The sequence below is a fragment of the Bradyrhizobium sp. SZCCHNR2028 genome, from assembly GCF_032380995.1.
Taxonomy (GTDB): Bacteria; Pseudomonadota; Alphaproteobacteria; order Rhizobiales; family Xanthobacteraceae; genus Bradyrhizobium.
The window spans coordinates 31,165-43,620 of sequence record NZ_JAUHJF010000020.1 but is presented as its reverse complement, the minus strand read 5'-3'; the positions used below and the strand labels follow the sequence as shown (position 1 = coordinate 43,620).

Sequence of the window (12,456 nt, the reverse complement as noted above, 5' to 3'; positions counted from 1 at the left end):
CTCAACAAAGAGATAAGATGCATCCGGACAAATTCGGACCCATCGGCAAGGCTTGATTAACCATGGTGAACGGATTGTTGCGCCTGTCCCACGACACGAGGTCGCAGGACTGACGCGGCAGGACGTCTGCCAGATCAGGCCGCCTGCACGACCATCGCGTTGCCGTCGGCGGTGAGCGTCACCTTGAGGCCGCAGGCATCGGCGAGCAGACGGGTGTAGTAGGGCTGCACCGCGTGGGCATCGATGGTCGACTGCAATTCGCCGCCAAGCAGATTGACGATGTTCTGCGGCAGGCGGGCATTGAGCCCGGTGGCAGCGACGCGGAAGCTCATGGACTCGCCGTCGCCGATCGGGTCGACGGTCAGCATGCCGCCGCGCGGGATCGTCTGCTGCGCCACCACCATCATGTTGAGCAGCAGCTTGACCCGGTTCTTGGGCAACAGCAGCCGCGGCAGATTCCAGGTGATCGAGGTCTTGGCGTCCTCGATGTGGCCGCGCGCCATGGTCTGGGCGTCGCCGAGATCGATCTGCGCGCCCGCAGAGCCGGCCGCACCAAAGGCGAGGCGGCAGAACTGCAGCCGCGCAGACGCCGTCTTGGCGCTCTTGCGGATCAGCTCCAGCGCGAAGTCGCGATCCTCCGGCTTCGGATTGTCGTCGAGCACCTCGAGCCCATTGACGATCGCGCCGACCGGACTAATCAGGTCGTGGCAGACCTTCGAGCAGAGCAGAGCGGCAAGTTCGAGCGTATCGGGAGCGGGAATCGGATTGGCGATCTCGGGAGAGGACGTGCCGGACATTCGATGTTCCTGAAATCCGCGAACCTGGGCGAATCATGCTTGCGTTAACGCTTGATACACTGCGAAAGCATGGACCGCCACCGGACTGAGGGCGGGACACGGGAAAGTACGTAGCGGTTTTCCCGGCAGCCGCAGCTCAATGAACGTGCGAACGGCCGTACCCGGATGCGCCGGCGCCAGAACAAGGATACGATGATGCAAGCTGCGTACGGAACGGCCGGAAGGAGCACCGCGCAATGACGACGGCACCGACTGCAGGAACCGTCGAGGTCGAGGCCGCCGCCGCGCTGATGACGCCCCTGACGGAGCTCGTCGTCGAGGCGGCCTACGCGATCCTCGCCGTCAACCGCCGCGCCATGGCTGTCACCGACAAATCCGACGGCTCGCCGGTCACCGAGGCCGATCTTGCCGCCGACAGGGTCATTGCCGAAGGGCTGGCACGGCTGGCGCCCGCGATTCCCGCGCTGTCGGAGGAGCGGGTCGGGGCGAGCGCAGGACCGTTCAATGGCAGCTTCTTCCTGATCGATCCGCTCGACGGCACCAAGGAGTTCGTCGCCGGGCGCGGCGAGTTCACGGTCAATCTGGCGCTGGTCACCGGCGGCAGCCCGCTGCTCGGCATCGTCTGCGCGCCGGCCATCGGCCAGATCTGGCGCGGCCTGGTCGGCCGTGGCGCCGAGCGGCTGTCGTTCACCGAGGCGGGTTTGGCGGCCGCCGAGCCGATCCGCACCCGGCCGATGCCGCCGCAGGGCGCGGCATGGGTCGCCGCAGTCAGCCGGTCGCATGGCGATGCCCGCACCGAAGCCTTCATTGCGGCCCGTCCAGGCGCGGTGCGCCTGCCGCTCGGCTCGGCCGTGAAGTTCGGCCGGCTCGCCGAAGGTCTGGCCGACATCTATCCGCGGCTCGGCCCGACCTCGGAATGGGACGTGGCGGCAGGCCATGCCGTGGTCGCAGCCGCCGGCGGCACCGTCACCAGCGAGACCGGCGCGCCGTTGCGCTATGGCGAGCGCCCCGACGGCTTCATCGTGCCGTCCTTCATCGCCTGGGGCGACCCGGCTGCGGTGAGGATTTGAGACAGCCCTGCCGCCTACTGCGGCAGATCCTCCTCGAGCGCCGGCCAACGAGCTTCCGCCCGCGGCAGATAGCGGCTCGGGTCGGCCGCGAAGGCGTCGCGGCTTTCCTCGCGGTTGAACAGGAACAGCCGTTCCTCGACCACGACGAAGAAGCGCGGGTTGCCGGCCACCGTCACGCCGCGAGCCACATCGGTCGGGTCGTAGCCGCCGAATTGCGGGCCGTAGACCTTCGGATGGGCCAGGAAGGAGGCGCGATTGCCCTCGTTGCGAAACCGCCAGACCACCCCACCCTGGGACGCCTCGAAATCCGGCAGTCCCAGCAGGGCCTTGCCATCCACGAAATAGGAAACAGGGTCGAAGCCGTCGATCGCCAGCCCGCTGAAGCGGTCGGAGATGATGCGCTGCGTCGTGGCCGCCGGCGCGCCGACCGGCAGCAGCAGCGCAGCGAGCGCGATAGCGGCAATTACAGGGCGAAACAGCGACTTTGATCCGGTCTGGTTCGGTTGTTGCCGTTGTGCGGTCATAGTTGGTGCCGATAACATGGGAGTCGCAGGGGCATCGCCCCTCGCTCGACAATCGCCCGATGGGGTTGGCGTCAGGTTAAGGCGAGGCTCGGGCAGCCGATAGCAGGGGATTTCCATCGATGAGTTTCGCATCACGCCTTGCCGCCGCCACGCTAGCGGCCGTGCTGGCCATGACCGCGTCGGTCGCCGCGCAGCAGGCGCCCCCGCCTGCTGCGCCGCCCTACCAGGCTGCGCAGCCGTATCAGCAGCCCGCACCGCCGCCGCGCCCTGCGCCGAGCCCGGACAGCTTCAATCCGGACGAGCTCGTCAATGCCGGCCACCGCTTCTTCGGCAACGTCTCGCGCGGCCTCGCCTCGGTCATCGAGCGCGCCGTCAGCCAATGGGGCCTGCCGAACGGCTATATCCTGGGCGAGGAAGGCGCCGGTGCTTTCGTCGCCGGTCTCCGTTACGGCGAGGGCACGCTCTACACCAAGAACGCCGGCGACCTCCGCGTCTACTGGCAGGGCCCCTCGCTCGGCTTCGACTGGGGCGGCGACGGCGCCCGCACCATGACGCTGGTCTACAACCTGCCGGCCACCAGCGCGATCTATCAGCGCTTCGTCGGCATCGACGGCTCGGCCTATATCGTCGGCGGCTTCGGCATGACGGCGCTGACCGCCAACAACATCGTGCTGGTGCCGATCCGATCCGGGATCGGCCTGCGGCTCGGCGCCAATGTCGGCTACCTCAAGTTCACCCCAAGTGCGACCTGGAACCCTTTCTGAGGTCGCCGGCTGGTACCGCTAGGACACGTTCTCCCGCGACGGATCAAGGTTAACACGGCATTGGGCTGGCGTTGAATCAGCCCGCCGTGCATTGTGATTCCGTTAATCATTTTGGACCGGGAGTTGTGCGTCATGGTCGAGCCGATCATGTATTTTGCGATCGGTTTTCTGATCGCCATGCTCTGTGCGCTGATGATCGTGCCGCTGGTGCACAATCGTGCGGTGCGGCTGACGACGCGCCGGCTCGAGGCGGCGACGCCGCTGTCGATGGCCGAGATCCAGGCCGACAAGGACCAGCTGCGCGCGGAGTTCGCGATGTCGGCGCGGCGGCTGGAGATGAGCGTCGACGCGCTCAAGAACAAGGCCACCGGCCAGCTCGCCGACCTCGGCAAGAAGACCGACGCCATCAACCGCATGAAGATCGAGCTCGGCGAGAAGAACGCTGCGATCTTCGCGCTGGAGGCGCGCGAGAAGGCGCTCAAGGACCAGCTCCGCGCCACGGAAGAGGAGTTCGCCGCCAAGACCGAGGCGCTGCGCGCCGCCGAGCAGGCGCTGAAGGAGAAGCAGGCCGAGCTGGTCCGGCTGAGCACCGAGCTGAACGACAAGGCGCTGCTGGCGGACAGCCGCCAGGTCGAGTTGGTGTCGGTCAGGACCCAGGTCGAGGAGCTGCGCAGCCGCGTGGCCGACGCCGAGAAGGAATTCTCCGCGACCCAGACGCGGCTGGCGCTGGAGCGCGACGAATCCGACACCGCGACCAAGGCGCTCAACGACGCCCGCGCGCGGGTCGAGAATCTCAGCCAGCGCGTCACCGAGCTCGACCGCCAGCTGATCGTCCAGGTCAAGGAAGCCGAGATGCTGGCGACCCGCGTCGCCGACCTCGAGAGCCGGCTGTCGACCCAGGGCAAGCTGCTTGCCGAACGTGATTTCGAGAACAACCAGTTGCGCGAGGCCAACGTGGCCGCCGACCGCGCCTTGAAGGAGCTGCGCGAGGAGCTGGCCGGCTTCGGCAGCGGCAAGTCGGCCGCATTCGAGCGGCTCAAATCCGAGAAGGCCGCCCTCGAAGAGCAATTGCAGGCCGCCCGCGACGAGCGCACCAAGCTGCAGCGCGAGATGAACGCGATCCAGCAGCAGGCCGAGAGCACCTGGGCCCAGGAGCGGATGGAGAACGCGCTCTTGCGTGAGCGCATCAACGACATCGCCGCCGAAGTGGCCAAGCTCGCAATGCAGATCGAGGGCCCGAACTCGACCATCGAAGCCATGCTGGCCGCCGAGCCGACCCCCGCCAAGCCGGCCAACGCCAATGGCGTCGCCGCGGCTCCGGCCGCTGCAGCCGGCGCAGGCGGTCCGCAAGGCGGCACCCTGGCCGACCGCATCCGCGCGCTGCAGTCTCATGCCTCGCGAGCACGGCAGCTCGGGGCCTGAGGCCGCCGGATCGGCGCCGAGTGCGGCGGATATCTGCCCCTCGCTTCAGCATGGAGGCCGGCCCGCGAGAGGGCCGGTTTCGGCCCCTATCGAGGACGGGCCACCGCACCCCGGCAGTTTTCCTCGCCAGCGGCGCCGCAAATCCTTGACACCCCCTGCCCGCGCTTCGTAAATCGCGGGCTCCGACGGACTGCTTCGGCAGCTGCCTCTTACGGCCCCACGGCCGGCAGCCACCAGGATCCGGGCGCATAGCTCAGCGGGAGAGCGTTCCCTTCACACGGGAGAGGTCCAAGGTTCGATCCCTTGTGCGCCCACCATTGACCTCTGAATTTGCGCGTCAGTTCCGTGTTTACTACCGTCCATCTGGGGCCCATACCGCCATCGCATGATGACGATCGGGGCACCGCCAGCGGACGCTCGGCGAGCTTGACCTTGCATTGGCCGAGTTCACATTCCGGCAGGCTGAAGCGGCCGATGTCGACCGGTAGTCCGAGCTGCTTCCCTGGCGAGAATGTCGGCGTCCTCGTCGTGAGATCGCGCGATCTCCATGAGAATCCCGGCCGCGACGTCCCGCGGCAGGCAGATATGATCGACCACCCACAGCAGCACCATGGCCGCTTCGCGCTGACAGGTCTGCGCCTTCCGCAACGGCGCGAGCTTCTGCAACGCCTGCTCGCGACGCTCCGCCCGAGCGTCGGCGACTGCATCGCGCGCGAGCGTCTCGATCTCCTCGGAAGAGCGGACCGCGCTCAGGTTGTTCGACATTCCGTTCTCCCCCCATGAAGCCCGAAGCTATTCCATTTGGACCAGAGGCCGACGTCGCAGCAACGGCCGCGGCTACGCATCGAATGTGCATCGAGGCAATTGGATCGCCGCACCCGGCCATTTTGACCTCGTTCGTCCGCGCATGGGCGCCCTGCATCCAGCACATCAGTCACAGAATGCACCTGCTACCTCCGCGGGGACGGCGCAAGGCGGCTTTTGCGGGGCGGAGCTCTCACGTTTTCCTGATTCCTGCGTCAGAACGCCGCGCTCGAATTCGCCTATGGTCCGGCGCGTTTCCAACCCTCGGAGGTTTTCCGCATGCGTAAACTGATCATCGCCACCGCCGCCCTCGCGTTCGTCTCGACGGCCGCTCTTGCCCAGTCCACGGAGAAGCCGATGACGACCACCGGCCAGTCGGCGAAGAGCGGCGACGCCATGGGCGGGGGCGACGACATGAAGATGAGCAAGACGAAGAAGAAGTCGGCGAAGAAGTCGTCCGGCGACGCCATGTCGAAGTAGGGCGTGGGCGCGCCTGTCCGCAGGCTCCACATGCGCGACGAGATCGGGCCGCTCCTCTCCGGGGCGGCCCTTGTTCATTCGCGTCGACCGCGATCGCGCACCTCTTCTGCGAGATGTCTCAGCCGGCGGCGAGTCCCATCTGCTGCAATCGCCCCGCGAACCAGGCCGACAGTCCCGGATCGATCCGGGCGCCGACATAGACCTCCGGCGTGATCACGCTGCGGCGGTCGAGAATCACCAGCACGCCGATCCAATAGGCGAACCACAGATGCGGATCGGTCAGCGCCATCAGCTTGTGGCGGTCATGCGCCAGCGGCTGGTGGTTGCCGGCCTTGCGGACCTCGATCGCCAGCAGATTGTCGGGCACGGCACGCTTGTGCACGACGATGTCCGGGTAGACCGATTTTCCCAGCTCATCGTCGGTCGAGACGATGGTGCCACGCGGCAGCAGCATGGCGCGGTCGCCGAGCCGATTGTAATCGCAATCGACGTCCCACCCCAGGAAGTTGCGTTCGAGATGCACCGCCAGCCGATGCGTCAAGGCGCGCTCGCCGAGATCACGGTCGAGGATGAAGCGCTCGCGCGCATAGAACTCCTGCAGCGCAGAGATCAGCCGGTTCAATTCACTGTGCATGCCGTTCAGATACAGGAGAGAAGGACACCTCACCATCAACACGCGATCGGCGTGAGTCGCCAACCCCATAAATGAGGCGATGCGCCTTCCCTCGGCCCGCGGCCGTTTTGCGGCCGCCAGCGTTGCGGATTTACATCTGCACTTCGATCAGGCGCGGGCCATATTCGGCATTGGCCTCGGCCAGCGCGGCATTGAACTCGTCAGCCGAGGTGACGGCGCGGCCGGGGACGCCCATGCCCTTCGCCATGGCGACGAAGTCGAGCGTCGGACGGTCGATCTTGAGCATGTCCTGGGCGCGCTGGCCCGGCTCGCCGGCGCCGACGCCGTCGAACTCGCCGCGCAGGATCTGATAGATCCTGTTGGCGAACACCACCGTGACGACGTTGAGGTTCTCGCGCGCCTGGGTCCACAGCGACTGGATCGTGTACATCGCGCTGCCGTCGCCCACGAGGCACATGACCTTGCGGTCCGGGCAGGCCACCGCGGCGCCGGTCGCGACCGGGGTCGAGAAGCCGATCGAGCCGCCCATGTTCTGCAGCCAGTCATGCGGCTTGGCGGCCGCCGTCGGCGGGAAGAAGCCGCGGCCCGTGGTGATGGATTCGTCGACCACGATCGCATTCTCGGGGATCGCATAGGCGATCGCCTGGGCGATGGTGGTATGGTTCAGCCCGCCGGTGGGCTTGATCAGCTCGGCGAGCGGCTGCGGCTTGACGTCGGCGGCCTTGGCGCCGAGATGGCCGGCGAGCGCCTCGAGGGCGGCGGCCGAGTTCTCGCCCCAGGCGGTCATGCGGTGCACCTCGGTGCCCTCGGCCTTGAGCATGCTCGGCTTGTTCGGATAGGCGAAGAAGGCGACGGGGTCGTTGGCCTCGACCAGCACGATATGCTTGTAGTTCTTCAGGATCGGCAGCGCCTGCTCGATCACGTAGGGGATGCGGTCGATCGAGAACCGTCCGGCGCCGCGCGCCATGCGCGGGTGATAGGTCTGGCCCATCACGCGGCAGCCGGTCTTGCCGGCGATCTGCTGGGCGAAGGTCAGAGCCTGCTCGGTCAATGCGCCCGCTGTCATCAGCACCAGCGTCTCGGGGCCGTGGGCGTGCAGGATCTTCGCGGCCTTCTCGACCGCGTCAGCCGAATAGCTCGGGCGCTGCGCCTCTCCCGGAACCTGGGCAATGCCGTCGGCCTCGTTCCAGGCGGTGTCGGCGGGCAGGATCAGGGTGGCGATCTGCGGCGGCGCGCTCTTGGCGGCGGCGATCGCGGCGGCGCCGTCGGCGGCCACGGCCTTGGCGCTCGGCGAGGTCCGCACCCAGTCGGACATTGGCCGCGCCAGGCCCTCGATGTCCGAGGTCAGCGGCGCATTGAAGCCGATGTGGTAGGTCGCGTGCTGGCCGACGATGTTGACGATGCCCGAGCGCGCCTTCTTGGCGTTGTGCAAATTGGCAAGGCCGTTGGCGAGGCCGGGGCCGAGATGGAGAAGCGTCGAGGCCGGCGTGCCCTTCATGCGGAAATAGCCGTCGGCGGCGCCGGTCACCACGCCCTCGAACAGGCCGAGCACGCAGCGCATGCCCTCGACCCGATCGAGCGCGGCGACGAAGTGCATTTCGGAGGTGCCCGGATTGGTAAAGCAGACGTCAACGCCCCCTGCGACCAGGGTCCGTACCAGGCTTTCCGCACCGTTCATCATCTTCTCCTGCTGATTCCGCGCGCCATTTGCAATGCCGGGCAGATCAATCATTGTTCGCCCGCGGCGTCAAAGGGGCTGGCCGCATTGCTGCCATCGCCACGGTGCTCATGCGCGGGCTTGGCTAACAGGATGTTGGTCCAGGACGCGCGCGATTGTCCGTGGGATTTGGGTCACGGACCGTCGCCACATACCGGCCTCACGCCGCCGTGGGTTGCGTAGTGCAACCGTTTATGGCCTGTCTGCGAACGGAATTTGATGTTTGCCAGGGGACGGAAATGAAGCGCTGTTTGGCTTTGGGAATTGCTGCGGTCGCGTCGGTGGCAAGCGCCGGGATGGCGCGGGCGGAAATGTTCGACACCAGGGACCTCTTCGGCGGCGGGCCGAACTTCTATCAGAGCGGTGTCAGCCCGATTCCGCGCCAGACCGTGATGTTCCAGAGCCAGTATGCGCCAGGCACCATCGTCGTGAGCACCAGTGAGCGCCGGCTCTATCTGGTCCTGCCGGGCGGCCAGGCGCTGCGCTACGGCATCGGCGTCGGCCGTGACGGGTTCCGCTGGAGCGGCGTGCACCGCATCACCGCCAAGAAGGAATGGCCGGCCTGGACCCCGCCGTCGCAGATGCTGCGGCGCCGGCCCGACCTGCCGCGCCACATGGCCGGCGGCATCGAGAACCCGCTCGGCGCGCGCGCAATGTATCTCGGTTCAACGCTGTACCGAATCCACGGCTCGAACGAGCCCGAGACGATCGGCCAGGCGGTATCGTCGGGCTGCTTCCGCATGACCAATGACGACGTCGCCGACCTCTACGACCGCGTCTCGGTTGGCACGACCGTGATCGTCAAGAACTAGAGCCGCACTCGACCACGACGATGAGGCAATGTCACAGCGCGCATCCTCGCCACGAGCATCCGTGCTCCTGGCGCCCCCTGCGGAGCGCGGTGGCGGCCGCGCTGGCTGCGCTTGTGACCGCGATGGTCCCGCTGCCGGCGTCGACCACCGAAATTCCGGCGATCGCCGCCCGCCAGCGCATCGAGAAGAAGAGCTTCACCGACGCCGAGATCACCGACGGCTTCTTCAAGACCGCGTTCGGCGCCGAGTATCACCTGGCGGGCCGGGTCGACCGCATCCGGAAGTACAGCGCACCGGTGCGGGTGTTCGCCGATGGCCGCCGCGCCGATCGCAAGGCGCAGCTCGCCAAGGTCGTCAGCGACATCGCCGCGCGCATCCGCAACCTCGACATTGCGATGACCGACACCGACGGCGACGCCAATGTCCGCGTCAAGCTGGTGCGCGACCGCGATCTCTACCACACCATCAGCCAATCCTATGGCAGCGAGCGCGCGCGCGAGATCAAGACCTCGCTGGATCCGCAATGCCTGTCCGGCTTCCGCAAGAACGAGGCGTTCGAGATCGAGCATTCCGACGTCATCCTCACCGTCGACAACGGCGATTTCGTCTTTCTCGACTGCGCCTATGAGGAGCTCCTGCAGTCGCTCGGGCCGATCAACGACACTTCGAGCGTGCCCTGGACCATGTTCAACGACAACGTCTCGATGGGCTATTTCGACGTCTACGACCAGTACATCCTCAATCTGCTGTACGATCCGCGCGTCAAGGCCGGCATGACGCTCGCCGAGGTCAAGGCCGTGCTGCCGGACGTGCTGACGGATGTCCGCGCCTGGGTGAGGAAGACGAACAATCTGGCGGAATAGGTGTCGGCGCTGCCATCTCACCAGCAGTACCGTCGCTCACCCCGCATCGAAGCTGACGCGCACCATTCTCACCCCGTCATTGCGAGCGCAGCGAAGCAATCCAGAATCTTGCCGCCGCGGACCTCTGGATTGCTTCGCTGCGCTCGCAATGACGGATGAGAGAGGGTCGATCGTCCCGACCAGCCGTGCGTGAGGCGCCGGATCGCCGGCGGCTACTTGCAAATCCCCTTCAGCGCCCGCCACTCCTCCGCACTCAGCAGCGGCGGGCCGCTCGGCGGCCGGTCCTCGGCGCGCATGCGGGCGAGACGGTCCTCGCTGAGCGGATGGCTGGCCCACAGCGACGGGCGCTTGCCGTCCTCCTTGCCGGTGATGCGAAACAGCAATTCGCCCATCGGGCGCGTCGGCCGTCCGAGCTTGTGCATCACGTCGATCGCGAAACCGTCCGCCGCCGCCTCCGCCTCGCGCGAATAGGACGCATTGATCATGGCCCGCGAGGCGAAGATCGCCGCGCCCGCGCCGGTGACGTCGCCGAACAGCAGGCCGATCAGGAATGAGCTGCCGCCATTGTGGATCAGCTGCCGCAGGTTGTCGCGGTGCTTGAGGTGGCCGAGCTCATGCGCCAGCACACCGGCGACCTCGTCGGGGTCATTGGCCTTGTCGAGCAGCCCCCTGAACAGGAAGAATTGCCCGCCCGGCAACGCGAAGGCGTTGGGGATCGGCGTATCCAGCACCTGCGACGCGATGCTGTCGTCGAGGCCGGCGGGGCGGCGCAGCGCCGACACCAGCTTGGCGAACGCGGCCTGCCCGGCCGCCTCGCCGCAAAGCTTGTCACCGAACACGGTCTGGATCTGCACCACGGCGGCCTCGCCGAGATGCCGCTCCATGGTCGGCGGCACCAGGGGCGTCAGCCGATCGGATGCGAACGGAATCACCACCAGCACGACGGCGACGATCGAGGCGACGGCGGCCAGCGACCAGCCGACGATGCGCGCGATGGCGCCGCGGGTCATCCTGTTCTGGTCGATATGGCTGCAGCGCGCGATCAGCTCGGCCGACAACGCCGCGTCGCGGATCTCCAGCCGTGCCAGCGGCGATGCCGACAGGCAGCTCACGCGCAGCGTGCCGCTCGGGCCGTCGACGCGGCGGATGTCGGCATAGGGCCAGGAGACGAAATTGTCGGCGCTGCGCATCACGAGCTGATTGGCGAAGCCGATCGTGACCGTCTGCCGCCGGTTGGACAGGCCGTCGAAATAGACCGCAGGGCCGCCGAGCGGAGCGGCCGGCTCGACCGGCGTGGCGGCGGCCGGCGCAGCAGCGGCCACCTGCCCGGGATCAGAATCCGGCGACGTCGAGTCCATCGGCAAATCCTTCGCCGAGCGCGCTGGCCAGATCGCCCCTGGCGGCGACATTGGCCATGGCCTCGATGCCATGCACTTGAACCGACTGCAGCACGGTCGCCCACATGTCGCGCACCAGATAGAGCCGCATCACGACGTTGAGCGCCAGGATCCAGGCGATGTAGCCCAATCCGACCAGCACCAGCATCGGCACGTTGTCGGACAGCGCCTGCGCCTGAGGCCGGCCGTCACTCCCCGGCCCCAGCAATCTGAGCATCAGCGCGGCGACACCGCCGAAATAGGCGCTGGAGGCGATCGACAGCAGAAACCACCAGCCGATCACCTTCCAATAGAGACCATAGAACGCATTGCCGGGCAGGTCCGATTCCAGACGCACGCCGCCGAAGCGAATGCCCGACAGCCACCAGCGCCACTCGATCGCTTTGAACTGCGCATAGACGAACGGAAACAACGGAAACAGCACGAGCGCAAACGGCGCGATGACCCACAGATACCAGGCGCGCTTGAAGAACTCCCAGCCGCGTCCCTCGAAGTCGCCGCTGAGATCGCCATAGTGCGAATGTCGCATCTTGTAGCGCTCGAGCGCGGCGGCGCGCCACGGCCAGGCCAGCCCGAGCGTGACCACCGTCAACAAGGTCCACAGCATGGCGCGCCCGGCATAGGCCCAGCCCGAACCCGTCATCCAGAACCGAATGCCGCGCCAGACCGTGCGCGTCAGCCGGTAGCGGCGCGCGCGGAAGATGGCGAACTGGCCGAAGGCGTAGAAGGCGATCACCAGCGGCACGCTGGCGAAGCCCTGGTAGCGCTCGGCCTCGACGCCGATGAGGAAATAGGCGAGATAGATCGGGACCAGGATCGCCATCGCGAACAGGAAGCCGATCAGGAGCTCCTTGCCGCGCCCGGTATATTCTGCGGCATCACCGTCGACAGCCGTGTTGACCCAGAGATGCCGGCGGATGTCGGTCGCGAGCCAGAACCGGTAGAAGCCCAGTGTGATCAGTTCGATGGCCGCCCCGCGGCTGACCAGCCGGAAGAACTCGCCACGCGCACCTGAGAAGGTGGCGGTGAGAGGCGGAAGCGGCGGCAGCTGCTCCGGAACGTAACTCATCTGGTTCACGGCTCAGGGCCTCCGACACACGCAAAAGATCTACAATATACCTCGATTGTTCGTCGCCGGGACGACTCCGAGGTTCGACGTATTTTCTACGCAA

13 protein-coding genes and 1 tRNA gene are annotated in these 12,456 nt (G+C 66.8%); 7 read left to right on the top strand and 7 right to left on the bottom strand.

All coding sequences use genetic code 11. The annotated features are described in order from the left end of the window. Nucleotides 1–134: 134 nt before the first annotated feature. Entirely contained in the window at nucleotides 135–797 is a 663-nt protein-coding gene (gene chpT, locus QX121_RS25705; RefSeq protein ID WP_315734106.1) for a histidine phosphotransferase ChpT, read from the bottom strand. A gap of 236 nt (nucleotides 798–1,033) precedes the next feature. Here chpT and cysQ point away from each other — a divergent pair, with 236 nt between their 5' ends. Further along, nucleotides 1,034–1,867 (top strand): 3'(2'),5'-bisphosphate nucleotidase CysQ, encoded by an 834-nt coding sequence (gene cysQ / locus QX121_RS25700; protein ID WP_315757408.1) that lies wholly within the window; start codon nucleotides 1,034–1,036, stop codon nucleotides 1,865–1,867. A gap of 14 nt (nucleotides 1,868–1,881) precedes the next feature. Here cysQ and QX121_RS25695 read toward each other — a convergent pair whose 3' ends face one another. After that, the gene (locus QX121_RS25695) at nucleotides 1,882–2,391 is read right to left on the bottom strand and encodes a YHS domain-containing (seleno)protein (RefSeq protein ID WP_315775351.1); all 510 of its coding nucleotides are present in this window, start codon (nucleotides 2,389–2,391) and stop codon (nucleotides 1,882–1,884) included. 119 nt (nucleotides 2,392–2,510) lie between these two features. Here QX121_RS25695 and QX121_RS25690 point away from each other — a divergent pair, with 119 nt between their 5' ends. From QX121_RS25690 to QX121_RS25680, 3 genes are all read left to right on the top strand, one after another. After that, nucleotides 2,511–3,155 (top strand): DUF1134 domain-containing protein, encoded by a 645-nt coding sequence (locus QX121_RS25690; protein ID WP_315734113.1) that lies wholly within the window; start codon nucleotides 2,511–2,513, stop codon nucleotides 3,153–3,155. Between the two features lie 132 nt (nucleotides 3,156–3,287). Further along, a complete protein-coding gene (locus QX121_RS25685; protein ID WP_315775352.1) occupies nucleotides 3,288–4,577 on the top strand; it encodes a hypothetical protein in 1,290 nt (429 codons plus the stop codon). A gap of 242 nt (nucleotides 4,578–4,819) precedes the next feature. Beyond that, a tRNA-Val gene (locus QX121_RS25680) sits at nucleotides 4,820–4,894 on the top strand. A 130-nt stretch (nucleotides 4,895–5,024) separates the two neighbouring features. On the opposite strand, the gene QX121_RS25675 is transcribed toward QX121_RS25680, so the two are convergent. Beyond that, a complete protein-coding gene (locus QX121_RS25675; RefSeq protein WP_315775353.1) occupies nucleotides 5,025–5,342 on the bottom strand; it encodes a hypothetical protein in 318 nt (105 codons plus the stop codon). A gap of 318 nt (nucleotides 5,343–5,660) precedes the next feature. Between QX121_RS25675 and QX121_RS25670 the strand changes: the two genes are divergently transcribed. Further along, nucleotides 5,661–5,861 carry a hypothetical protein gene (locus QX121_RS25670; protein WP_315775354.1) on the top strand — a complete coding sequence of 67 codons (201 nt, stop codon included), beginning with the start codon at nucleotides 5,661–5,663 and terminating at the stop codon, nucleotides 5,859–5,861. A 118-nt stretch (nucleotides 5,862–5,979) separates the two neighbouring features. On the opposite strand, the gene QX121_RS25665 is transcribed toward QX121_RS25670, so the two are convergent. Both QX121_RS25665 and QX121_RS25660 read right to left on the bottom strand, forming a co-directional pair. Next, a complete protein-coding gene (locus QX121_RS25665; RefSeq protein WP_315734235.1) occupies nucleotides 5,980–6,495 on the bottom strand; it encodes a hypothetical protein in 516 nt (171 codons plus the stop codon). Between the two features lie 130 nt (nucleotides 6,496–6,625). Continuing rightward, complete coding sequence (locus QX121_RS25660) at nucleotides 6,626–8,173, bottom strand: acetolactate synthase large subunit (RefSeq protein WP_315796968.1); 1,548 nt, start codon at nucleotides 8,171–8,173, stop codon at nucleotides 6,626–6,628. Nucleotides 8,174–8,451: 278 nt separating this feature from the next. Between QX121_RS25660 and QX121_RS25655 the strand changes: the two genes are divergently transcribed. Next, entirely contained in the window at nucleotides 8,452–9,024 is a 573-nt protein-coding gene (locus QX121_RS25655; RefSeq protein ID WP_315775356.1) for a L,D-transpeptidase, read from the top strand. Nucleotides 9,025–9,146: 122 nt separating this feature from the next. Further along, the gene (locus tag QX121_RS25650; protein ID WP_315786067.1) at nucleotides 9,147–9,887 is read left to right on the top strand and encodes a DUF2927 domain-containing protein; all 741 of its coding nucleotides are present in this window, start codon (nucleotides 9,147–9,149) and stop codon (nucleotides 9,885–9,887) included. A 212-nt stretch (nucleotides 9,888–10,099) separates the two neighbouring features. On the opposite strand, the gene QX121_RS25645 is transcribed toward QX121_RS25650, so the two are convergent. Together QX121_RS25645 and QX121_RS25640 are read right to left on the bottom strand one after the other, a co-directional pair. Next, nucleotides 10,100–11,245 carry a M48 family metallopeptidase gene (locus tag QX121_RS25645; protein ID WP_315786028.1) on the bottom strand — a complete coding sequence of 382 codons (1,146 nt, stop codon included), beginning with the start codon at nucleotides 11,243–11,245 and terminating at the stop codon, nucleotides 10,100–10,102. After that, nucleotides 11,220–12,353, bottom strand: a complete 1,134-nt coding sequence (locus QX121_RS25640) for a DUF898 family protein (protein ID WP_315786064.1) — start codon at nucleotides 12,351–12,353, stop codon at nucleotides 11,220–11,222. The genes QX121_RS25645 and QX121_RS25640 overlap by 26 nt, the downstream gene beginning before the upstream one ends. Nucleotides 12,354–12,456: the final 103 nt, after the last annotated feature.

Excerpts from the sequence above, each read along its gene's own strand:
- QX121_RS25670 (WP_315775354.1), top strand. The coding sequence starts at position 5,661 with ATGCGTAAACTGATCATCGCCACCGCCGCCCTCGCGTTCGTCTCGACG.
- QX121_RS25685 (WP_315775352.1), top strand. The coding sequence starts at position 3,288 with ATGGTCGAGCCGATCATGTATTTTGCGATCGGTTTTCTGATCGCCATG.
- QX121_RS25665 (WP_315734235.1), bottom strand. The coding sequence starts at position 6,495 with ATGCACAGTGAATTGAACCGGCTGATCTCTGCGCTGCAGGAGTTCTAT.
- QX121_RS25640 (WP_315786064.1), bottom strand. The coding sequence starts at position 12,353 with ATGAGTTACGTTCCGGAGCAGCTGCCGCCGCTTCCGCCTCTCACCGCC.
- QX121_RS25660 (WP_315796968.1), bottom strand. The coding sequence starts at position 8,173 with ATGAACGGTGCGGAAAGCCTGGTACGGACCCTGGTCGCAGGGGGCGTT.
- QX121_RS25655 (WP_315775356.1), top strand. The coding sequence starts at position 8,452 with ATGAAGCGCTGTTTGGCTTTGGGAATTGCTGCGGTCGCGTCGGTGGCA.
- QX121_RS25690 (WP_315734113.1), top strand. The coding sequence starts at position 2,511 with ATGAGTTTCGCATCACGCCTTGCCGCCGCCACGCTAGCGGCCGTGCTG.
- QX121_RS25645 (WP_315786028.1), bottom strand. The coding sequence starts at position 11,245 with ATGGACTCGACGTCGCCGGATTCTGATCCCGGGCAGGTGGCCGCTGCT.
- QX121_RS25695 (WP_315775351.1), bottom strand. The coding sequence starts at position 2,391 with ATGACCGCACAACGGCAACAACCGAACCAGACCGGATCAAAGTCGCTG.
- chpT (WP_315734106.1), bottom strand. The coding sequence starts at position 797 with ATGTCCGGCACGTCCTCTCCCGAGATCGCCAATCCGATTCCCGCTCCC.
- QX121_RS25675 (WP_315775353.1), bottom strand. The coding sequence starts at position 5,342 with ATGTCGAACAACCTGAGCGCGGTCCGCTCTTCCGAGGAGATCGAGACG.
- QX121_RS25650 (WP_315786067.1), top strand. The coding sequence starts at position 9,147 with ATGGTCCCGCTGCCGGCGTCGACCACCGAAATTCCGGCGATCGCCGCC.
- cysQ (WP_315757408.1), top strand. The coding sequence starts at position 1,034 with ATGACGACGGCACCGACTGCAGGAACCGTCGAGGTCGAGGCCGCCGCC.